The sequence below is a fragment of the Mesonia ostreae genome (assembly GCF_031845265.1).
Classification (GTDB): domain Bacteria; phylum Bacteroidota; class Bacteroidia; order Flavobacteriales; family Flavobacteriaceae; genus Mesonia; species Mesonia ostreae.
Map to the genome: position 1 here is coordinate 24,967 of NZ_JAVRBG010000001.1, position 22,247 is coordinate 47,213.

23 protein-coding genes are annotated in these 22,247 nt (G+C 35.1%); 6 read left to right on the forward strand and 17 right to left on the reverse strand.

Translation table 11 applies throughout. The annotated features are described in order from the left end of the window. Positions 1 to 357: 357 nt before the first annotated feature. Positions 358 to 921, forward strand: a complete 564-nt coding sequence (locus RLT85_RS00150) for a DUF2911 domain-containing protein (RefSeq protein ID WP_311400018.1) — start codon at positions 358 to 360, stop codon at positions 919 to 921. A 177-nt stretch (positions 922 to 1,098) separates the two neighbouring features. On the opposite strand, the gene RLT85_RS00155 is transcribed toward RLT85_RS00150, so the two are convergent. After that, a complete protein-coding gene (locus RLT85_RS00155) occupies positions 1,099 to 1,524 on the reverse strand; it encodes an organic hydroperoxide resistance protein (protein ID WP_311400019.1) in 426 nt (141 codons plus the stop codon). 100 nt (positions 1,525 to 1,624) lie between these two features. Here RLT85_RS00155 and meaB point away from each other — a divergent pair, with 100 nt between their 5' ends. After that, positions 1,625 to 2,713: a methylmalonyl Co-A mutase-associated GTPase MeaB gene (gene meaB, locus RLT85_RS00160; RefSeq protein ID WP_311400020.1), complete on the forward strand. Its 1,089-nt coding sequence runs from the start codon at positions 1,625 to 1,627 to the stop codon at positions 2,711 to 2,713. A gap of 325 nt (positions 2,714 to 3,038) precedes the next feature. On the opposite strand, the gene RLT85_RS00165 is transcribed toward meaB, so the two are convergent. The 3 genes from RLT85_RS00165 to RLT85_RS00175 all read right to left on the reverse strand — a co-directional run bounded on the left by RLT85_RS00165 (position 3,039) and on the right by RLT85_RS00175 (position 5,613). Then, positions 3,039 to 3,617, reverse strand: a complete 579-nt coding sequence (locus tag RLT85_RS00165) for a phosphatase PAP2 family protein (protein ID WP_311400021.1) — start codon at positions 3,615 to 3,617, stop codon at positions 3,039 to 3,041. A gap of 5 nt (positions 3,618 to 3,622) precedes the next feature. Continuing rightward, positions 3,623 to 3,850 (reverse strand): DUF8828 family protein, encoded by a 228-nt coding sequence (locus tag RLT85_RS00170; RefSeq protein ID WP_311400022.1) that lies wholly within the window; start codon positions 3,848 to 3,850, stop codon positions 3,623 to 3,625. 410 nt (positions 3,851 to 4,260) lie between these two features. Continuing rightward, complete coding sequence (locus RLT85_RS00175; RefSeq protein ID WP_311400023.1) at positions 4,261 to 5,613, reverse strand: MATE family efflux transporter; 1,353 nt, start codon at positions 5,611 to 5,613, stop codon at positions 4,261 to 4,263. A 441-nt stretch (positions 5,614 to 6,054) separates the two neighbouring features. Between RLT85_RS00175 and RLT85_RS00180 the strand changes: the two genes are divergently transcribed. Then, a complete protein-coding gene (locus tag RLT85_RS00180; RefSeq protein ID WP_311400024.1) occupies positions 6,055 to 6,651 on the forward strand; it encodes a hypothetical protein in 597 nt (198 codons plus the stop codon). 90 nt (positions 6,652 to 6,741) lie between these two features. On the opposite strand, the gene RLT85_RS00185 is transcribed toward RLT85_RS00180, so the two are convergent. Further along, positions 6,742 to 8,274 carry a GH3 family acyl-acid amido synthetase gene (locus RLT85_RS00185; RefSeq protein ID WP_311400025.1) on the reverse strand — a complete coding sequence of 511 codons (1,533 nt, stop codon included), beginning with the start codon at positions 8,272 to 8,274 and terminating at the stop codon, positions 6,742 to 6,744. A 292-nt stretch (positions 8,275 to 8,566) separates the two neighbouring features. Then, entirely contained in the window at positions 8,567 to 9,445 is an 879-nt protein-coding gene (locus RLT85_RS00190; RefSeq protein WP_311400378.1) for a PPK2 family polyphosphate kinase, read from the reverse strand. A gap of 80 nt (positions 9,446 to 9,525) precedes the next feature. On the opposite strand from RLT85_RS00190, the gene RLT85_RS00195 reads away from it, so the two are divergent. Then, positions 9,526 to 10,128 (forward strand): hypothetical protein, encoded by a 603-nt coding sequence (locus RLT85_RS00195; RefSeq protein WP_311400026.1) that lies wholly within the window; start codon positions 9,526 to 9,528, stop codon positions 10,126 to 10,128. Between the two features lie 3 nt (positions 10,129 to 10,131). On the opposite strand, the gene RLT85_RS00200 is transcribed toward RLT85_RS00195, so the two are convergent. The 7 genes from RLT85_RS00200 to RLT85_RS00230 all read right to left on the reverse strand — a co-directional run bounded on the left by RLT85_RS00200 (position 10,132) and on the right by RLT85_RS00230 (position 17,306). Continuing rightward, positions 10,132 to 11,298 (reverse strand): sigma-54-dependent transcriptional regulator, encoded by a 1,167-nt coding sequence (locus RLT85_RS00200; RefSeq protein WP_311400027.1) that lies wholly within the window; start codon positions 11,296 to 11,298, stop codon positions 10,132 to 10,134. Then, on the reverse strand, positions 11,299 to 12,204 hold the full coding sequence (locus RLT85_RS00205) for a DUF6268 family outer membrane beta-barrel protein (RefSeq protein ID WP_311400028.1): 906 nt from the start codon (positions 12,202 to 12,204) through the stop codon (positions 11,299 to 11,301). Positions 12,205 to 12,384: 180 nt separating this feature from the next. Further along, entirely contained in the window at positions 12,385 to 12,957 is a 573-nt protein-coding gene (locus tag RLT85_RS00210; protein WP_311400029.1) for a hypothetical protein, read from the reverse strand. A gap of 35 nt (positions 12,958 to 12,992) precedes the next feature. Beyond that, positions 12,993 to 14,285, reverse strand: coding sequence for an ABC transporter permease (locus RLT85_RS00215; protein ID WP_311400030.1), 1,293 nt, complete (start codon positions 14,283 to 14,285; stop codon positions 12,993 to 12,995). Then, positions 14,278 to 15,207, reverse strand: a complete 930-nt coding sequence (locus RLT85_RS00220; protein ID WP_311400031.1) for an ABC transporter ATP-binding protein — start codon at positions 15,205 to 15,207, stop codon at positions 14,278 to 14,280. Before RLT85_RS00220 ends, RLT85_RS00215 begins: the two co-directional genes overlap by 8 nt. Before the next feature lie 332 nt (positions 15,208 to 15,539). After that, complete coding sequence (gene dnaJ, locus RLT85_RS00225; protein WP_311400032.1) at positions 15,540 to 16,658, reverse strand: molecular chaperone DnaJ; 1,119 nt, start codon at positions 16,656 to 16,658, stop codon at positions 15,540 to 15,542. A gap of 24 nt (positions 16,659 to 16,682) precedes the next feature. After that, positions 16,683 to 17,306, reverse strand: a complete 624-nt coding sequence (locus RLT85_RS00230; protein ID WP_311400033.1) for a nucleotide exchange factor GrpE — start codon at positions 17,304 to 17,306, stop codon at positions 16,683 to 16,685. A 131-nt stretch (positions 17,307 to 17,437) separates the two neighbouring features. Between RLT85_RS00230 and RLT85_RS00235 the strand changes: the two genes are divergently transcribed. Further along, a complete protein-coding gene (locus tag RLT85_RS00235; RefSeq protein ID WP_311400034.1) occupies positions 17,438 to 18,115 on the forward strand; it encodes a YceI family protein in 678 nt (225 codons plus the stop codon). A gap of 52 nt (positions 18,116 to 18,167) precedes the next feature. Here RLT85_RS00235 and RLT85_RS00240 read toward each other — a convergent pair whose 3' ends face one another. The 4 genes from RLT85_RS00240 to RLT85_RS00255 all read right to left on the reverse strand — a co-directional run bounded on the left by RLT85_RS00240 (position 18,168) and on the right by RLT85_RS00255 (position 20,823). Then, entirely contained in the window at positions 18,168 to 19,073 is a 906-nt protein-coding gene (locus RLT85_RS00240; RefSeq protein ID WP_311400035.1) for a TIGR01777 family oxidoreductase, read from the reverse strand. Between the two features lie 89 nt (positions 19,074 to 19,162). After that, positions 19,163 to 19,837, reverse strand: coding sequence for a tRNA (5-methylaminomethyl-2-thiouridine)(34)-methyltransferase MnmC2 (gene mnmC2, locus RLT85_RS00245; protein ID WP_311400036.1), 675 nt, complete (start codon positions 19,835 to 19,837; stop codon positions 19,163 to 19,165). Positions 19,838 to 19,840: 3 nt separating this feature from the next. Beyond that, on the reverse strand, positions 19,841 to 20,278 hold the full coding sequence (locus RLT85_RS00250) for a hypothetical protein (protein ID WP_311400037.1): 438 nt from the start codon (positions 20,276 to 20,278) through the stop codon (positions 19,841 to 19,843). 2 nt (positions 20,279 to 20,280) lie between these two features. Continuing rightward, complete coding sequence (locus tag RLT85_RS00255; protein WP_311400038.1) at positions 20,281 to 20,823, reverse strand: DUF4920 domain-containing protein; 543 nt, start codon at positions 20,821 to 20,823, stop codon at positions 20,281 to 20,283. Between the two features lie 107 nt (positions 20,824 to 20,930). On the opposite strand from RLT85_RS00255, the gene RLT85_RS00260 reads away from it, so the two are divergent. Next, a complete protein-coding gene (locus RLT85_RS00260; RefSeq protein ID WP_311400039.1) occupies positions 20,931 to 22,004 on the forward strand; it encodes a branched-chain amino acid aminotransferase in 1,074 nt (357 codons plus the stop codon). The last annotated feature ends 243 nt before the right edge of the window (positions 22,005 to 22,247 follow it).

Here is a 22,247-nt window from a genome sequence, read left to right on the forward strand (position 1 = left end):
CTTAATTCTTTTTGTTGCAACTTTGCTAAATAATTTTATCTTTAAAGATTAATCGTGTCCGATTAAGATGTTAGACCGCGCCGCAATTAGTATTCGGGCCAGTCTTTAAGAACATCTTTACTAGGCGTACCCGTCCGAAAGTTTTACTGGGCGGACGCTTTTAGATTATAGAAGTTAGATTTGATTTCAATCCCATTTAAAAGAGTAGCTTAATTTTTAAATGTTTTTTAATTTTAGAATTATAAGACTCATGTTGAACGTAACAAGTAAATCTAAAAATGCTTGGTTTCTCACTTCTATCATTTAGAAAACTGACATTTTTAAAACCTTAATCCAACAAATAGTTAAACATAAAAAATGCCAAAGAAATTTAGATTTACGGTTAGTATTCTAATTGTTTTAATCCTGGGAGGCACCATTGGTTTTTACGTTATGAAGAACCAAACCAAGTCTTTTAGTCCTGAAGAAACAATTAATTACCGCAACGATAACTTAAAAGTGACCGTATTTTACAACCGTCCTTATAAAAAAGACCGCGTTATTTTTGGAAATCTCGTTCCCTTTGGTGAGGTATGGCGAACTGGCGCTAATGAAGCTACCACCTTTAAAGTGAATCAAGATATTCTGGTAGATGGTTCTTTATTAGAAGCGGGAGAATATTCGCTATGGACGATTCCCAATAAAGATTCTTGGAAAATCATTTTTAATAAAAAAATGTATGCTTGGGGTATTGATCTCACTACCGAAAAAGCGGCTAGAGAGCCTGAATATGATGCCTTAATTATTGAAGTGCCCGTGCGCAAAAAATTAAATAGCACAGAGCAGCTCAGCATTTATTTTGATAAACAACAGGATATGCATATGATGTTTTTAACTTGGGGAGAAACTTTTGTTTCATTTCCGTTTCAAAAAGCAAATTAGGTATACTCTAGAGACTAGAGACTAGAGACTAGAGACTAGAGACTAGAGACTAGAGACTAGAGACTAGAGACTAGAGACTAGAGAAAAAAAATAAGAAAAATTTATTATCAAAAAAATAAGCATAAAAAAAGCCCAAAGTTTTTTAAACTTTGGGCTTTTTAGAATATGACATTAAAATTATTCGTCTAAAAGTAGGTTAAGTGTTACCGTAATATTATCTCTTGTAGCTCTAGAGAACGGACAAACTTCGTGCGCTTTGTTCACTAAATCCTCTCCTGTTTCTACATCTACTCCAGGAATATAAGAATCTAGAACCACCGCCAATTGGAAGTTATCCTTTTCGGTTCTTCCAATACTTACAGAAGCCGTTACGCTAAAATCTCCCATATCAATTCCTTTCTTTTCTGCGATAGATTGTAAAGCACTACCATAACAAGCAGAATAGGCCGATGCAAAAAATTGTTCTGGATTGGTTCCTTCACCACCATCGCCTCCCATATCTTTTGGGACACTCAAGTTCATATCTATTTTCCCATCATCGGTTTTAACGCTTCCAGAACGTCCACCTTCGGCGGTTGCTTTTGCAGTATACAAAGTTTTCATTTCGTTAGTTTTTTATCAATTAATTTATAAATTCAAGATAGAAAGGATTCGTTCGCTTTTCAAAAATGAATTCATAAATTTGTCCTAAATATTTTCCCACATGTGTACAGCTAAAAATAAATCCGCGTTAAGCGAGAATGAAAGTCCCTCTACGCCTAAAAGTATAGGTCAAAAAAGTGCCGAAAGAATTAAAGCTTTACGGAAAAAAAAGTTGGACATTAACCAATTGCTTAAAGATATCCTTAACGGAAATAAAACCGCACTAAGTAGAGGAATCACGCTGGTAGAAAGTAAAAACATAAAACATACCCAACCTGTCAACACCCTAATTGAAGGTTGCCTGCCGCACGCTAACCAATCGGTAAGAATTGGGATTACTGGCGTTCCTGGCGTGGGAAAAAGCACCTTTATTGAAGCTTTTGGGAATTATCTAATCGAAGAATACGGGAAAAAAGTAGCTGTACTTGCCGTAGACCCTACGAGTAGCGTTTCTCACGGAAGTATTCTAGGCGACAAAACCCGAATGGAAGAATTAGTAAAACAAGAAAACGCCTTTATAAGACCTACAGCCTCTGGGGATTCGCTTGGCGGAGTAGCACAAAAAACGAGGGAATCTATCATTTTGTGCGAAGCCGCAGGTTTTGACACCATTCTCATAGAAACCGTAGGTGTGGGACAAAGTGAAACCATGGTGCATAGTATGACCGACTTCTTTTTATTACTGAAATTAGCCGGAGCCGGAGATGAATTGCAAGGGATAAAACGTGGTATTATGGAAATGGCCGATGCGATTGTCATTAATAAGGCAGACGGCGATAACTTGAAACCTGCTCGACAAGCTAAAATGGAATTTAAAAAAGCTCTTCACCTCTATCCTATTAAAAGCAGCGAATGGAAACCCAAAGTATTACTGAGTAGCGCTCTGCAGCAAAAAGGAATCTCGGCGATTTGGGAAATGATTGAAACTTATGTGACCTCTACCCAAGAAAACAACTACTTCTTCCATAACCGGAAAGAACAAAATAAGTTTTGGCTATTGCAAACCATTAATGAACAGTTGAAAAGTAATTTCTACAACCAACCCGAAATAAAAGTAGCGCTACAACAACAACTCTTGGCGATAGAAAACAACGAAACTACCCCTTTTGAAGCAGCGAATTATTTGTTGAGAAAAGCTAAGGAATTGTAGTTTTCACCAAATAATTGCTCTAGTTGAACACTGTACAGGAATAACAGCATATTCAGTATTTAGTAATGCGGAGTAAAAGGAAAAAAGCGGCCGTTGAGTGAAATTCGATAGCCCCGAAACTTCGGGGTGTATCGAAACGATAGCGGTGTTATACAGTGAAAAGTGAAATTGAAGCTAGAAAGCTATTTCGATATTTTCATTTTTAAGCTACAACGGTAAAAAGGAAAAGATTCCTCCTGCGTAGGAATGACAAGTCGAGGAACAGTATAGCATTAAAGCCTTATTCAATTAATGCCAAATTATATAAACCAATCAAATCTCAATTTTAATCCGTAGGGTGTTGTGGTTTTAAATAATTCCTAGAAATCCATTTAAAAAGTTTATAAAAGCCTATTCCTATTAAAATTCCTATGAACATTCCTGTTAGAACGTCACCAGGATAGTGCACGCCTATATAAATGCGACTATAACTTACCACCAAGGCCCAAATTATCAATAAAGGAAAAGCATATTTATAAAAGCGCTTTAGTAAAAATCCCATAAAAATGGCTAAGGCTGTACTACTCGCAGCGTGAGCCGAAAAATAGCCATAGCGTCCGCAACGCACGGCAATGTACCTTCCTTGTTCTATAAAATCTTCTTGGCAAGGTCTAGGCCGTTGAAACCCGTGTTTAAATACGTTGGCCAATTGATCTGTAGATGTAATCATGGCCGCTACCAATAGCATGATCGTAAGCGTTGGCCTTATACCATAGTTTTTATAGAGTAAAAAAAGTAAAAAGGCGTATAAAGGTATGGAAGCAAATTTATTGGTTATAAATAACCAAAAACCATCCCAAGGCGAAGAGCCTAAATTATTAAAGAAAAGAAATATTTCTTGATCTAATTTTAATACTTCTTCCATAGAAATTAATCTTGATAGCGTTCTACTTCTCGATCATAAAACGTGGAAGCTTCTTCAATAAGTGTTTCTGCTTCGCTGGCTAACTCTTCTTCATCGTGAGCATCAAAATCTTCCAACCATTCTACCTCATCGTCTTGGAGATTGATGATAAAACGAGGAAATTGAGTGTGTACTACAAAAATAGCTTCGGGATAATCGGTATTATCTGCTAATAAATATTTTGGGAATTCCATGTAAGCGGTATGTTTTAAACGTTAATTATTTTTTCAAGTCTTCATTTTAGGTATAAATTCAGAAATTTTTCTTACTAGCAGACCTCACAGGTTTTAGAAACTTTTGAGGTGTCCCGTGATACGGAGCTAAAATTGAAAAATTCAGAATAGAATACGATCTACATTACGTATTACTCGTTGCAAATATTCATATTATTTTCTGATTATCTGCTTTCATCTTAAAATTAGTTTTTTTTGCTTCTGAAGTTTCGGAAAAGTACCAGTCTAAATTAATAGATTCTATTCGAACTGTCAAAGCGAAAATTGTAGGGAAACAAAAGCCTCGACGTAAAAAGAACATACTTACACTATGCTTGACACTTGGTGCTTTATAGATTTCTTTGAATTATCCATTGATTACTGGGTTGGTGCTAAGCAAGCTCTGCTTTATCAATCATCTTTTTACTTAAATAAGCAAATCTAAAATACAACATAATTGCGGAAGCCGATAAACCCGCAAGAAGACCTACCCAAATCCCCATACTTCCTAAAGCTTCTGCCTTTCCTGTATAATATGAAATGGGAAAACCAATGATCCAATACGAAATAAAACATATCAATGTGGGAATCTTAACGTCTTGAAGTCCGCGTAAAGCGCCTAGAATTACTACTTGCAAACCGTCACTTAGTTGAAATAAAGCTGCAACGATCAACAATTGGGAAGCTAAGAAGATCACTTCAGCATTGTCTATATAAATAATGGGAAGAATATCTTTCAGCAGAATAAAACCGACGGCAAAAACCGCTTCGATGACAAAAACGAGTAAAAAGGTAGAAATGGCAATTCTTCTAAGTTCTTTAAAATTACCCATTCCTTTTTGATTTCCTACCCGTATGGTGGCCGTTACTCCAATTCCCACTGCAATCATAAAGGTCATGGAAGCTAAGTTGAGCGCCACTTGATTGGCTGCCTGCGGATTGGTTCCCAAAGTCCCCGCCAGAAAGATAGAGGAGGTAAAAATACCAACTTCAAACAGCATCTGTAAAGCCGTAGGAAAACCTAAATCCCATAAGCGTTTAAACACGTGTTTTTGTAAAGATTTCTTAGCCCAAATAAAATACGTAGCAAATTTTTTCTTAGTTTTTAAGATATAGAATAAAAAGAAGAGCATAAAAATTCTGGAAATAAGCGTTCCAATGGCTGCTCCTTCCAATTCTAATCGAGGAAAAATCCACACTCCATAAATCAATAAATAATTAAAAAGTACATTCACTACATTAGCGATAATGGTAGCGTACATCGCATACTTGGTCTGTGAAAGTCCGTCGCCAAACTGCTTAAATGCCTGAAAAATCATAAGCGGAATCAGTGAAAATGCAACAATATCAATATAGGGCATCGATAAATTAACCACTTCTTCGGGTTGATCGAGATGATACAATAGCGGTTTACAGGCCAGCAAGATGAGAAAGAGCAGAATTCCGTTAAGGGAACACATCACAATTCCGTGTTGAAAAAATGATCTTCCTTTCTCCACATCCTTTGAGCCATCTGCTTCCGCAATAAGCGGCGTAATTGCAAAACTAAATCCAATCCCTACCGAAAGTGCTATAAAAACAAGACTATTTCCCAAAGATACCGCTGCCAAGGGAGCAGCTCCCAATTGGCCGACCATAATATTATCTGCCAAACCTACCAAGACGTGACCCAATTGTCCCAACATAACGGGATAGGCAATGTGTAGATTCTTCTTAAACTCTTTGGTATATTGGGATAGTTGCAATGTACAGAAATTTTGGGCAAATATATTTTAAATATGTACAATCCATTCTTGTTTTAAGATAAGTTTTGTGCCTTTTTAAAATATAATGCGGAATAAAATAATACTCTTTTGAGTGCCAAGTTGAGCCTTTAAGAATTCATCTTGACGAGCTCGTCCAAACGGAACGGGCAGACAATCGAGACCTGACGATCTCCCGATTTTAGCCTTTCTTGAGTGAAGATAATTTTATAACTATACCTTAACTTTGCTTAGCACGAGTGGCTATGAAAATCAATTGCAATGTCATTGTCACCGAACTAAAAAGCAACTTCGCTTTCTTTGCTATATTTCAACTTCAGATTGGTTTTAATTACTCAAAATAACATAGATTCCAAGTTTTATGATGACTTTAATATAAAATAAGCAGGAATTGAATAATTTACTAAAAATAAACAAGACAATTTGTACACTCATAAAGTCATTCCTGAAATCATTTTACCTGAAGTAGAAAAGGCGCTTACTTTTTATCCTGAATTAAAGGATGTTCCAATAGAATTTAAGTTTAAAAAAAGCATTAAAAAATCTACCATGCAAGCCCAACCCGTATTCAAGAGTTTTTTTGTACCTCGGGATCAAAGGGCTTATATCATTTTGATTAGCGAGAAATTTCATATTGAAGATGAAGAGTATAAAATTACTGATATGGATAAAGATGTGCTCATTGGATGGATTGGTCACGAGTTGGGACACGTGATAGATTATAAAGACCGTAGCGCATTTGGAATGCTTCTTTTTGGCTTAAAATATCTTTTTTCTCCGATGCATATTAGAGAGGTAGAACGCACCGCCGATACTTTTGCAGTGCAACGAGGAATGCAAGATTACATCCTAGCCACCAAAGATTTTATATTAAATAACACTCAAATATCACCCAAATACAAAGCGCGTATCAAGCGTCTATATATGTCTCCCGAAGAAATTATGGAGTTAGTGAACAAACAAGGACCTAAAGAAACAGAAGAGAAAGTAGATAAAGAGTTGGAAGAAAAACCGAATTAGTAGCATTTCATTTTTTAAACAGGAAAGCCATATCCCGCTAAGTTATATGGCTTTCTTTGTACGCTAAACTAAATTAGTTATAAATAATTTCTATCTAAAATCTTTCACAAACTCTTGAAACTCTTGGAGTTTTTCTTCTTTCATCACCTTTTCCATTTTTACTTGTCCGCCTTTTTTCTTATTGGCTCCGCTCCATTCGTAGAAAGCTTTTAAGGGAAGAACTGTTACTTTAACTCCCTTTAAAGCCTTTCCGCGTGCCACTTTATAATTCTTATTGGCATTTTTTAAATTTTCATCTAATTTTTCAGCGATTTCTTCTTCGGAAACATTTAGATCTGAATCTGAACCTATATACCATTGGTGATAAAACTCATTGTCAATTTTTACGGCTCCAACCGTAAATTCTGGCAATTGTATATCGTAGATTTCTTCTAGTTCTTTAATGGCATCATTCATCTTATTCACAGAAAGCTGAGACCCCACAACATTTAAAAAGAACTTGGTTCTCCCAGTAATTTTAATTTCTGATTTTTCTTTATCTGTAAACGCGATGGTATCACCAATAATGTAGCGCCAAGCGCCAGAAACGGTACTCATAAGCAATACATAATCTACATCTTCCTCTACATCTTCAATACTCATCACGGGTGCTTCTTGTTTTAAAGAACCATCTTCATTGATATAATCGGGTTGAAAAGGGACAAATTCGAAAAAGATTCCATTATCTGTAATCAATTTCATCGACTCGGTTTCGGGGCGATTTTGAAACGCTATAAATCCTTCTGAAGCTAAATACGTATCAATCACCGTGATGGGTTTGCCTAATAAGGCATTAAAACTTTTCTCGTAAGGTTGAAAAGCTACTCCGCCAGAGGTATATACTTTTAAGTTAGGCCAAACTTCGTGAATATTTTCTACCTTATGATGTTCAATTACTTTCTTAAGCATTAATTCCATCCAAGAAGGAATTCCGCTTAAAGCGCCAATATCCCAGGTTTTTGCATTTTTTGCAATGTGTTCTACCCGCTCATCCCAATCGTCAATTTTTGCAATATCTTCTCCTGGTTTATAATATCCCTTAAACCAAAACGGAATGTTACTTGCGCTTATTCCACTAATCTCTCCTTCCAGTTTTCCTTTGCGTTCTTGTAAATTGGTAGAACTTCCCAGCATCATAATTTCTGTTTCAAAAAAATCTGGTGGTAGATCAAAATTAGAAAGTGCGGCTACTTGCTTAATTCCTGCTTGGCGAATAGAATCAATCATATCTTCGGTTACTGGAATACGCTTACTTGTTTTTCCGGTAGTTCCAGAACTCAAGGCATAGTAATCTGGTGATCCTGGCCAAGTAATGTCTTCGCTGCCTTCGTGCAATTGCTGCCACCAACGTTCGTTGAGTTGGTGGTAATCAAAATAAGGTACTTTTTCTTGAAATGTTTTGATGACATCCTCTGACTCCAAAATGCTTGAAAAGTTATAAAACTTTCCAAAAGCAGTGTCTTTTGCTTTTTCTAGAAGTTCTTTTAATACCGTTAACTGATTTTCTTTCACATTACTGTCAGCATCAGAAATACTCCCTGTAACGTCAATCACTTTTTTTATAATCGAGCCTATAATTGCCATACGTATGTTTTTTACCAAAGATAATTTTAAACTTTAATGCATAAAAAAGCCGCCGCATAAAAGTTTGTTAATAAAGCTATTTATATTCCATGGAGTTCTTAAAAACATCTTATGAAATGCTTTTAACTTACTTTTTCAGCATTTCAATAAGAAGTGAAAGAATTTTAGTGTTAATCCTTATAATTTATAGGTTAGAGGTTAGATGAAATTTTGCTTTTAGTTTTTAGTTTTTAGTTTTTAGTTTTTAGTTTTTAGTTTTTAGTTTTTAGTTTTTAGTTTTTAGTTGAAATAACTATTCTTCTTTTAAAGCCGCAATGTATTCATCTATATTTTTTTCTACTTCTGGAGAGACAGAAGGTTCTTGCACATCTTCATATTCTAACAATTTTTCTCTTAAAATTTTTGCCACTAAATATCTAGCTGCTTTTTTGTCATCTGAAGGAATGATGTACCACGGTGCTTTTTCTGTAGAGGTTTTATTGATTGCTTTTTCGTAACAATCTTGATATTCTTTCCATAATTTTCTTTCTTCTAAATCTCCTGGAGAAAACTTCCAATTCTTTTCTGGTCTTTGCAATCGCCTAAGTAAGCGGTGTTTTTGTTCTTCCTCAGAAATGTGAAGAAAAAACTTAAATATAATGGTACCATTATCTACAATTCCTTCTTCAAAATCTCTAATTTCTTCCATTCGAGTTTCCCAGAAATCTTCGTCTATATCTTCTAAGGTATTGATATGCGGAATGTTTTCTCCTAAAATATATTCGGGATGAACTCGAGTCACCAATACATTTTCATACTGTGTTCTATTAAAAACCCCAAACTTTCCTCGTTCTGGTAAGGCTACATAATGTCGCCAAAGATAATTATGACGCAGTTCTCTTTTAGAAGGAGTTTTAAAACTATGCACCACTACTCCACGGGAATTAAAGCCTTGAAAAACTTCTCGTATTAAACTGTCTTTTCCAGAAGTGTCCATTCCCTGCAAACATACCAACACAGAGTATTTTCCGTGAGCATAGAGTTTATCTTGCCATTTTGCCAGTTTCTTTCTCGTCTTTTTTAGAGCTTTCTTTTTTGTTTTTTTATCCGCGTCAAGCGAAATAGAAGTGCTTACTTCACTTATTTTTATAGGTTGTGTAACCTTAAATTGATTTATATTAACGTCTTTCATCATAATTATGGATTAGAATCCTAAATATACAATCTTTAAGACACATTATTTATTTATCTTCGCTCTCTAAAATTATCCCATTGAATATAGATGTTATTATAGACCGCGTTGCGGAAATTTTGAAGGAAACTCCGTCTGCACAAGATATTGTAAAAAAAGGAGCCGATAGAGATCGTAGATTTCATTATTTAGCGACACATATGGTGAACAAAGGCCTAAAGAAAGACGCACTTGTTCTTTCTGAAAACGGCATGGGAATCGCTATTTTATTCAAGACTAGCAAAAAAGACGGTAATTTTTGGAATGATATTTTTCAAGAATTAGGCTTGGTATATAGGGTTACTGGAGTAAAAAATGCATTTAATATCTTAAAAAATCAAAAGTATATTAAAAATCAACGTCCGCAAGAAGGAGAGTATTTATACTGTTGGTTTTGGGGAATTGTTCAAGGAAACCGAGGCGCCGACACCCAAATAGGGAAAGAAATGAAAGATGAATTTTTGCGCAGAGCAGATCTATATAATATCCCGTTATATGCAGAAACTCGCATTCGTAAAAATGTAGTGGTATACCAACGATTTGGTTTTGAACTTTTTCATACCTGGGAACGTCCCGAAGGAGATAAAATGTGGTTCTTACGTTACGTCCCCGAGGCATTAAAAGAAAAGCAAGCAAAAAACTAGAAGTTACTTGCCTGCAAATAATTTTACTGATTTTTCATCAATCTTTTGGGTTGTGCTTAGAATAATTAAGCGTTCTACCACGTTTCTTAATTCTCGAATATTTCCAGTCCAATCATAGTCTTTTAGAAGCTCTAAAGCTTTATCTGAAAATGTTTTCACCGCTGTACCCTGCTCTTTGGCTATTTTTTCGCAAAAATAGTCTACCAATAACGGAATATCTACTTTTCTATCATTCAGTTTAGGGACTTCAATTAAAATCACCGCCAAACGATGGTATAAATCTTCTCTAAAGTTCTTTTCTTTAATCTCTTCTTTTAGATCTTTATTGGTAGCCGCAATCACTCTTACATCTACTTTTATATCGCGATCGCTTCCTACACGCTGAATTTTATTTTCTTGTAAGGCTCGCAATACTTTCGCTTGCGCGGAAAGACTCATGTCTCCTATTTCGTCTAAGAATATAGTTCCGCCATTCGCAGCTTCAAACTTCCCTGCTCTATCCTTATTGGCCGAAGTAAAAGCTCCTTTTACGTGGCCAAAAAGTTCACTCTCAATTAATTCTGAAGGAATTGCGGCACAATTTACCTCTATCATATTTCCTTTAGAACGATTACTTTTTTGATGCAGCCAATGTGCTACTAATTCTTTACCAGTTCCATTATCTCCGGTAATCAATACGCGCGCTTCTGTAGGAGCGACTTTTTCGATCATTTCCTTAATGTTGTCAATTTCGGGAGAGTTTCCTATCATTTGATAGTTTTTGCCCACCTTTTTCTTGAGACGCTGATTTTCTACAACCAATTCCTTTCGGTCTAATGCAATTCTAACCGTATTTAATAAGCGATTTAAATCTGGTGGTTTTGAGATGTAATCAAAAGCTCCTTTTTTCATAGTTTCTACGGCAGTCTCTAAATCGCCGTGTCCAGAAATCATCACCATCGGGATTTCAGGTTTTATCTTTTTAACAGCTTCTAAAACTTCTACGCCATCCATTTTTGGCATTTTGATATCACAAAGCACCAAATCATAATCTTGATCCTTAATTTTTTCAATTCCGGCAAGACCATCTTCCGCCTCATCCAATTCGTAGGTCTTACTTTCTTCAGATAATATTTTCACCAATACTCTACGTATCGCAGCTTCGTCTTCAATTATTAAAATCTTCGGCATTTATATTTTAAATTTTATTCCGGTTCGTATGTAAAATGTATTGTCATTATCTATCACAAAAACATCATCTTTGTTATTGTCCCTAATTCTATATTCATTATAAACGGTATGTCCTCCATAAAGGTAGTATTGCAAATGATCTGTAAAATAAAACTCATACCCCAAACCTACCGTAACATTCGTCATCGATATATTTTCTCCAGGTCTTGAATTTCCTGGAACCGTTACTGGATTTTGAATGTTAGCGAAAAAATTATCTAAACTCGCAAAAGCGTGTAAATGATTTTTTTCATTAAAGGTATACCTTATCAAACTTTTTGGCACTCCCACGGTGTAAGACCAGGTCTCATTCACTTTTTTAAAGTAGTTAATTAATGGAAGTGGATAATTTCTTCCAGGAGTACTGGTGTAAACGAGTCCCACAATCAATCGGTACGGTTTTCCTATAATAACTCCCTTCTCATCTCTAATTTTAACATCATTGATCGCATATACCGCACCTAAATAAATAAGATCATCTTTTTCTAAAGTGGTTTCAAAGGTAGAAGCTATTCTTACACCTCCTCGCGCAGCGATGCGCCAATTGGTATTTTTAATTTTTTTTACATAGCCAAGACTTGCTTCTATACGTTGTGTAGATTCTAATCCTTCCGTCTCGAAGGGTGCACTTTCTCTAAAATCTAAATCTAGTTTACGGTACTCTGCCCCTATTACTAAATAATCTTCTTTAATAGGAATTGGAGCTTGAATAAAGGCTCTAAATCGATTCATAGATTGATCTCCATTACTAAAGGGAACACGCATATATTCTATTCGCGCTAAATCTGTACTTTGTGCCCGAGAGCTATAAGTTGACAGACAAAGTAATGAAACTACTAAGATGCTTAGGCTGAAGGTTTTTTTCATAAAATGTTTAGAAATGATAGTTAGCAAATCTAATATAAATAAATAGAAGGTATCTCTTAAAGGATTAACTTTAATTTGGCGCATTGCAGAATAATTTATAAAAAAATTAATATTTTAACCACTTAAACAATTCCTTATAGCTTGGTTTTTTACCGTACATTAAAATTAAATATATAAGTGTTACTTATCTAAGCTTATATCTAGTATATTAAAGGAATGAATTGAATTAATATCTGCTACTGGTAGCATACGTTTTCTTAATTTATTACCTAGGAATGTACCAGATACCATGTAAATATCCCACATCAAAGTATCATTAAGTCTAGAAGTGTCAGGTTGGTAAACTAGTTTTGAATTTGCTTCTATCATTTGGATTATTATATTAAGACTATCCTTTTTTGCCGTTACAAGATTTGAATACTCTTTTTTATTTATATTTTCAACATCCCAGCTAATATCTTCAAAACAGTTTAACTTATAAATAGAATCATTTTTTTTGTTTTTAGCATAGATAAGGGGATAAGTGGTATAAGACTCTGCTGCCTTCGTTAAAGCAAGATTATCTCTTAAACTATAAACTATAAGAGCATCAGTTTTTTCTGCAAAAGGCTGATAATATTCCATTCTCTCTTCATTACTTAAAAATAATTGTGGGTTCTTGATTCCCAAGAATAGCTTTAAAGCAGGTTGGCACGAAAAAAAGCCTAATATAATTAAGCATATTAGAATTAAATTTTTAATCTTTATTCTCATCTTATTCTTGGTTTGAATTACCAATTTAATAAAAATTAATATTTTAACCACTTAAACAATTGCTTGTAGCTTGGTTTTTTACCGTACATTAAAATTCCTACGCGGTAGATTTTTGCTGCCATCCAAATCACTAAAAATACAGTAGCAAACAAGATACTCAATGAAATCAACACTTCCCACCAAGCGACTCCAAAAGGAATGCGCATAAGCATTACTATAGGTGAGGTTAAGGGAATATAAGAGAAAATGGTAGCCACAATCCCGTGCGGATTTTCAATCACCGAAAAGAAACCTACATAGATTCCTAACATTAAAGGCAAAATCACTGGAAACATAAATTGCTGGGTATCGGTTTCGCTATCTACAGCAGCGCCTATCGCCGCATAAATAGAACTGTACAAGAAGTAACCTCCTATAAAGTAAATTAAAAACGCAACGGTAATCGTTCCTAAGGGTAATCCCATAATATCCCTCACTAACAATTGCATTTCATCTTGATTGACCGCTGTAGCCGCAACCTGCCCGTGAATAGAGGTGTTCTCCATCCCAAAAATAGCAGTCACCGAAAATAACAAAATGCCTCCAAAAATAATCCAAATGAAAAACTGAGTAATTCCTGCCAAGCTAGTTCCTACAATTTTTCCCAACATCAATTGAATGGGTTTTACCGAAGAAATAATAATCTCAACAATGCGATTGGTTTTTTCCTCAATAACACTCCGCATTACCATATTTCCATAGATAATAATAAACATCATTAATAGATAACCCGCAGCTCCGCCAAAGAACATTTTCACATAACTGGCCATTTTTGACGTGGTTTGTCCAGAAAAGTTCTCAATTTTTATATTTACTTGTGCTTTTGAGTTTTCTATAGTAGCAAGATTGACTCCCGTATTCTCTAATTTCCTATTGGAAAGAACTCCGCTTATCTTCTGTTCTAAATCAGATAAAAAGAAATTGCTGGGCGCTTCTTTGGCGAAAAATTCTACGTTGTTAGACAATTCTTCATCGGTTTCTACAGAAGGAATGTAAAGAAGGCCGTAGTATTTTTTTTTATCAACCGAATCTATCGCCGTTCCTAAATCTACATGAGAAAGGTTAAGATAGATCGTATTTTCTTGCTCTGGAAGTTGATCATAAACTATATTAGAAACATCATGAACCCCTACAATTTTCTCTTCGTCATTGTTTAAACTGGTAAGGTACGCGATGAGCATTACCATAGCCACCATAATCACCGGACTAAGAAACGTCATCACCACAAAGGTTTTATTTCTTATTCTAGAGAGGTATTCTCGTTGTATAATAAGTGGAAGCTTATGCATGTTGCCCTACAGTTTTAATGAATATATCGTTTACAGAAGGAATGACCTCCACAAAATGATTCACCTGCCCCAAACTTATTAAATGGTGCAGCAAATCGTTTGCGCTGCTATGATCTGATATTTTTATATGCAATTTGGTATCGTCGTGAATGCTATGATAATGTGCAGAAGTTACTTCAAAATGTTGCTTTAACCCCCCTATAAGTTCTTGTTGCCTCCGCGGACTTATTCCCACTTCGTACGTATTCGATCTGAAATCTTTTTTTATATCTGAAACCTTTCCGTCAAGAATTTTGTTAGACTTATGAATCAGTGCCATATAGTCACACAGTTCTTCTACGCTTTCCATACGATGTGTTGAAAATAGAATCGTCGCGCCATCTTTTTTCAACTGAAGAATTTGATCTTTAATAAGATTAGCATTTACAGGATCAAACCCACTAAAAGGTTCGTCAAAAATGAGCAATTTAGGCTGATGAATTACCGTAACAATAAACTGAATTTTTTGAGCCATTCCTTTGGAAAGCTCCTGAATTTTCTTATTCCACCAATCGCCAATTTCTAATCGCTCAAACCAATATTTTAAACGCTGGGTGGCTTCTTTTTTTGAAAGACCTTTTAACTGAGCCAAATACAATACTTGCTCACCTACTTTCATACTCTTATACAAGCCTCGTTCTTCTGGCAAATAACCTATATGCTGCACATCACTAGGCTGCAAAGGTTCGCCATCTAACAAAATCTTGCCTGTATCTGGCATCGTAATTTGATTGATGATTCGTATAAATGTGGTTTTACCTGCACCGTTAGGACCCAATAAACCAAATATGCTTTGCGCTGGCACTTCTATGGATAAGTTATTAAGAGCTTTATAATTCCCATAAGATTTGGAAACATTTTGAGCGACGAGTAAGTTCTTCATAGTTACTTTTGAAAGGATAAAGGTAATCATACCATATTAAAATAATAGTATCGGTATTAATTCGTTTCGTTTATACTTACTTTTTATTAAAACCTATTACCATAACAAAGGCTATGCTCATCATTTTTAAATTCAATGAAACATATAATAATTCAATTTCTTAATACGACATTAAGCATCTAAATCGAATTAAATGGCCTGTTTTAAAACACAAAACCCACCCTTAAATCTTTTAGAAATAAGGATGGGAAAAAAATTGCTATGAAAAAGAAAAATATCACTATTCACATAGTGATATTCAAATATATATAAAATTTTGTTAATAAATTGAATTAAGAAAACATATCTTTAACTTTTTCAAAAAAGCTTTTATCATTTTTTTCTGGATTTGGTTCAAAATTTGAGTCCCCACTCATCTTTTCAAAAAACTCTTTTTGCTCTTTAGAGAGTGTTTTGGGAGTCCATACATTTACATGCACTAATAAGTCTCCTTTCCCATAACCATTGATACTGGGAATCCCTTTTCCGCGTAAGCGTAAGATTTTTCCACTCTGCACTCCAGGCTCTACTTTAATACGTACTTTGCCATTAACTGTTTGTATTTCTTTAGATGCTCCTAAAGCAGCTTCAGAAAAACTGATGTATAAATCGTAGTGCAAATTATCGCCTTCACGCTGTAATTGCTCGTGTTCTTTCTCTTCTATGGCTACCAATAAATCTCCTGCAATACCATTACCCGGCGCATCATTACCTTTACCAGCTACTTTTAACTGCATTCCTTCTACTACTCCTGGTGGAATTTTGATAGAAACCGTTTCTTCGTGCATTTTTAAACCTTGTGCATCTGCATCGGCAGGTTTTTTATCTATCATTTGTCCAGAACCCCCACATACAGTACAGGGAGAAGCGGTTTGCATTCTACCTAAAATCGTATTGGTTACTCTTGTTACCTGTCCCGAACCTCCACAAGTAGAACAGGTTTTATACGTAGTCCCGTCTGCTTGAATTTTTCTTTTAACTTTTATTTTTTTCTCTACGCCAGTGGCAATTTCTTCTAAAGTAAGTTTCACACGAATACGTAAGTTACTTCCTTTAGCTCGACGTTGACCGCCACCAAAGCCGCCAAAACCGCCTCCGCCGCCAAAGCCAGAACCAAAAATATCTCCAAACTGACTAAAGATATCATCCATATTCATGCCACCAGCGCCACCGCCAAAGCCTCCAGAACCGTCAAAAGCTGCGTGTCCCATTTGGTCGTAACGTGCTCTTTTATCGGGATTGCTCAATACATCATAAGCCTCTGCTGCCTTTTTAAATTTCTCCTCCGCTTCGGTATCATTTGGATTCTTATCTGGATGATATTTTACCGCTTTTTTTCGGTAAGCTTTCTTTATATCGGTTGCAGAAGCGCTTTTGTTTATCTTTAATATGTCGTAATAATCTTCTTTCATCAATTTAATTTTATATGAGAATGCTTATTTTCCAGTAACTACCTTGGGATACCTTATAATTCTTTCTCCTAAAGTGTATCCTTTTTCTACTACATCAACAATCTTACCTTTTAATTTCTTGTCTGGCGCAGGAATTTGTGTAATGGCTTCGTGCAAATCGGCATCAAATTTATCTCCAGATTTTACCGTCATTTCTGCAAGTCCTTTACTCCTTAAAGTTTCTCTAAGCTTATTGCTGATTAACTCTACTCCAGTAAGCAAGCTTTTATCTTCTGTTTTCTGAATTTCATTTAGAGCTCTATCAAAATCATCTAAAACTGGAAGCATCGATTGCATTACTTCTTGGCTAGCCGTTTTAAAAAGCTCTAAACGTTCTTTACCAGTTCTACGTTTATAGTTTTCAAACTCTGCAAATAGACGTAAAAATTTATCTTTCTCTTTTTGTACTTCCAACTTTAATCGTTCGGCTTCAGAAAGCTCTTCCTGCTCTTCTTCCGCGGAAGCGTCATTATTTTCCGCGGAAGCGTCATTATTATCTGCATCTTCTATAGCTTGGTCTAGAGTTTCTTCTACTTGATCTTTCAAAGAATCCTCTTGGGCTTGTGAATTTTTATCTTGGCTCATCGCTTTTCTTATTTTTTTAAACATATTGGCAAATCTACTGCCATTGTTTTAAAAATGTCAAAATGTCACTCCTTAATTTTTAATATTTCTTTATGATTTGATTTGATACTCTTCTCTTAGATTTGTCGCAAATTAAATAACACAAAATCTTACACATGAAAAAAGTATTTTTAAATGCGATGTTAGTTGCTTTTATAGGAATTACGAGTGTTTCTTGTAAAAATGAACCTAAGAATGAAACTAAAGCCAATGAAGCGGAAGAAGTAGCAGTAGCTGCAGATGATGCTCAAGTTTTTATGATTGATGCCAATAACTCAAAAATTGAGTGGAAAGGTGCTAAACCAGGAGGAGAGCATACGGGAACTATTGCTGTTAAGGACGGTAAATTTTCTACGATGGGAGAAAAATTAGAAAGTGGTTCTATTGTTATTGATATGGAAAGTATTACCGTAACAGATTTGGAAGGTCAAGACAAAATGGATCTTGAAGGTCATTTAAAAGGTACTGCGGAAGGAAAAGAAGATCATTTCTTTAACGTTGCAGAACATCCTGTTGCTAAGTTTGAAATCACCAATTTAATGGAAAAAGATGGAAAAACTTGGTTGTCTGGAAATTTAGTAATGAAAGGTAATTCTAAAAATGTAGATATTCCTGTAAATTATTCTATGAAGGATGATGGAGAAAAATTAATGATAGAAAGCGAACCTTTTACAATTGATAGAACACAATGGAAAGTGAATTACGGATCTAAATCTGTGTTTGACGATTTAAAAGAAAAATACATCAACGATAAAATTGAAATTAAATTTATGGTTGAAGCTAAAAAAGCTTAATTCATTTTAATCCTATAGGAAAAGCCACAATTTTTAAAATTGTGGCTTTTTTTTATTTTAGAATGTCTTTTAATGCAGGAAGAATGTGACTGTAATGGTATTTAAACCCGTGAGCATCTATTTTTTGATTGCTCACCAATTGACTAGCCAGTACTATTGTTGCCATCTCTCCTAAAATTAATTTGAGCATAAACGCTGGTACATTGGGCATCCATAAATTCTTGTTCAGTACTTTGGCAATACTATTGGTAAGCTTTTTATTAGTAACTGGATTAGGAGCAACGCCGTTATATACACCCTCTAAGTCTTTTTCTAAAGCAAAAAGAAATATTCTGGCGAGGTCTTCAATATGTATCCAAGACTGCCATTGCTTTCCACTTCCTAAGGGAGAACCAAAACCATTTTCTATAGGCTCTTTCATTTTCTGTAGAGCACCTCCACCTTCGCCTAAAACTACTCCAATTCTAATTTTGGCAACCTCTATTCCCAATTTTTGAAATTTATTTACCGCTCGCTCCCATTCAATAACCACATTTCCTAAGAAATTATCGGCTACGTTGGGACTGTCCTCGTGGTAAAGCTTGGTCAAACTGTCTGGATAAATCCCAATGGCACTTGCAGAAACGATTTGTGTGACTTTATTTTCTTTTTTATCCAATAAGTTATAAAGTACATTAGCGCATTCTACCCTACTATCTATGATGGCTTTCTTTTGTTCATCTGTCCACCGTTCTGCAACACTAGCGCCCACAAGATTAATAATCTTATCTACACCTTCTATGCAGTTTTCATCAATTTTATTTTCCTTAGGATTCCAATAGAATCCTTTATAGTTTTGGGAATTTTCTATCTTCTCCTTACTTGTAGTAAGGTAATATACTTCTATACGTTTCTCTAAGCAAAGCTTTGTGATGGAGGATCCTATTAATCCTGTCGCACCGGTTATTAATACCCTCATGTTTTTTATTGGAAAGTAGTCATTTACAAGCGTGACCTACCCAGGTTTAATACAGCTTTAACAACCAAAAATTAAACTTTATGATTAAATTATAAATTCCCTTTCGTTGCGCGCAGCATTTCTCTTTTTCCTGGAGGACCTTCGAGTCTTTCTACTGTATAACCAACTTCTTGCAAAGCACGCCTTACGCTTCCTTTAGCCGAATAGGTAACTAGAATTCCGTTTTCTTTTAATGCTTCATACATTTTTTGAAACATAGCTACATCCCATAATTCGGGTTGTACTCTGGCACCAAAAGCATCAAAATAAATAAGATCAAATTCGTTTCTATTCTCAATCTCATCAAACATTTTTTCTTGCTTGATCAATTGAAATTGATCGTGAACTTCAAAATTCTCTTCCCAGTCTCCCTCATGAATATTTTGAAAATACACTTCCGCGGAAGCGTGATCTAAAGCAGTAGCATAATTAAGCTGCGACATCTCTTGTAAAGAAACAGGATAACCTTCTACCCCGCAATACTCCACATTTCTATCTTGATTTTTTGCTTCTAGACTGGTGATGAGTGCGTTTAAACCGGTACCAAATCCTATTTCTAGAATTTTAATAGGAGAAATCTCTTTGGGGAAGTGATTAAATCCTGTTTTAATAAATACATGATAAGCTTCTTGAATAGCGCCGTGTTTGGAATGATATTGCTCATTCCATTCGGGTATATGGATGGTTGTAGAACCATCTGCGGTAGTCATTATCTCTCTTTTCAAAACTTAACGGATAAGCAATTTCTTAATTCTTGGTATGGGTCCCGTGCATTTTATTTGATGGCAACTAATACACATATTGATAGCCTTGTTGTAGTTTTCTTTTTGCTGAAGGCTATCGCCAATTAAATTCTCCTCATATTCTACGTACAGTTTTGCCTTTCTTTCATATTCGGCATCGCGGTCTGTACTATCTGTCATTCTTGCGTAAAAAAGCTTTGACAAATCGTAGTGTAGAGAATCTACTTTTTTGCCTGCTTGGATTTCACCTTTTATACGCTGGTGATCTACGTACATATTTTCCATAAAAGCAGCCATTTCAGACATTTGATATAGCTGAAAAGGCTCCTCTTTCTTAATTATATCCTTTTCTTTTTTGTCCTCCGTCTTGTTATTACAAGCAATCAAACTACTTAAGAAAACAAAGTAGAATATTTTCTTCATGATTACTCTTGCGTGGGCTCTTCCATTAAAACTCCGGTTGCCATAAAAGCATATTCTGTTTTAGACTCTGTAATTGCCGCTATTTCTTCTTTAGATTTGCCAGCATCTTTTGCGTAATGTCTCAATTCATCTACAGAAGTTTCGGTTACAAAAGCTTTACCTTCTAGAATAGTTTCTCTTTCTTCAGCATTTAATGGTACAAAAAAACTGTAGTCTTTAAAACGAACAAAAGAAGTTAAAGAATCATCTAATTTTACAGACATCCAACATCCTTTTTTCTTACAAACCTTCTCTACCTCTGTCTTAAACTTCACGTCTAGGGTGTCTCCAGTTTTCATAGAAGTAAATTTCTCTTTCATTTCTGAAGCTGAAATCACACCTTCCTTATCTATTTTTTCTCCGAAACTGGCATAAGAAATATCTGCACTTGCAATAATTTCTTTTTGCTTCTCATCTTGCATTTCATTGGAAGCATCCTTTTTCTTAGTATTGTCTTGGCAAGCTATAAGAGCCAAGGCGCTGAACATTAAAACTAATTTTTTCATAATTTAAACCCTTATCAATGATTTGTTTATATTTGCGAAATTAAGAAATACATTAGTTTTTCTTATGTCTTTATTTTAATACTTTTGTAAAAATTAAATAATATTTCATGAATACTCCACAAAAAGGCCTTGATATTACTAAGGCTAAGTCATCCCGTTTAGACCAAGTAGATTTTGATAATTTAGTTTTTGGTAAGTCTTACGCAGATCATATGATGATTTGTGATTACAAAGATGGAGCATGGCAAACGCCAAAAATTTTGCCTTATGGACCTATGGAAATAGAGCCTTCTTCCAAAGTTTTTCATTACGGACAAGCAGTTTTTGAGGGCATGAAGGCTTTTAAAGATGACGATGATAAAGTATGGCTTTTTAGACCTGAAGATAATTTTGAACGCATCAATATTTCTTCTAAGCGTATGGCTATTCCTGAGTTTCCTAAAGATTATTTTTTTAATTCTTTAGAAACTTTGTTAGATTTGGATCAAGAGTGGGTAAAGAAAGGAGAGGGTAACTCGCTATATATTCGTCCGTTTGCGATTGGAACAGAATATGGAGTTTCGGCTTCTCCCTCTAACGAATATAGGTTTATGATTATTTGCTGTCCTGCGAAAGCTTATTATGCTACGCCAGTAAAAGTTTTAATATCTGATCATTATAGTAGATCTGCCGACGGAGGTGTAGGTTATGCAAAAGCTGCTGGAAATTACGGTGCTTCTTTCTACCCAACTAATTTGGCTAAAGAAAAAGGTTATCAACAAGTAATTTGGACCGATGCTAATACGCACGAATATTTAGAAGAAGCAGGAACTATGAATGTTTTTTTTAGAATTGGTGATACATTAATTACCGCTCCTACCAGTGATCGTATTCTAGATGGGGTTACCCGTAAAAGCATTATTCAATTAGCGAAACATGAAGGAATTGATGTGGAGGTTAGAAAAATAAAAGTGAGTGAAATTGTAGAGGCTGCTAAAAATGGAAGTCTTAAAGAGATTTTTGGAACAGGAACCGCAGCGACCATCGCTCAGATTTCTGGTTTTGAACAAGACGGCACTTTTTATGACCTTCCAGAAGTAGAAGATGCTTACAATGTAAAGCTAAAAAAGAAACTTCAGGATATTCAAGCCAATAAGGCAGAAGATCCTTTTAATTGGCGCTATGCCGTTAAGACTTCATAATATCTAAAGCGCTGTAATTACGGCGCTTTTTTTTTCTGTAAAAACGCGTTCTAGATTCAGTTTGAACCAGTGGAGTGCTTTTTTATAATTTTTCATCGTTCCAAAATATGGGTTTCCCTGAGTCAGCTTTCCTGTTTCAGATTGATACTCTTACTATTTTTCCTTCAGTAGAATTTAACATGTGAAGTAATTAAATCTTCCAAATGCTTCGTGAAATTATTTTACCGCATCAATTCTTTCCTT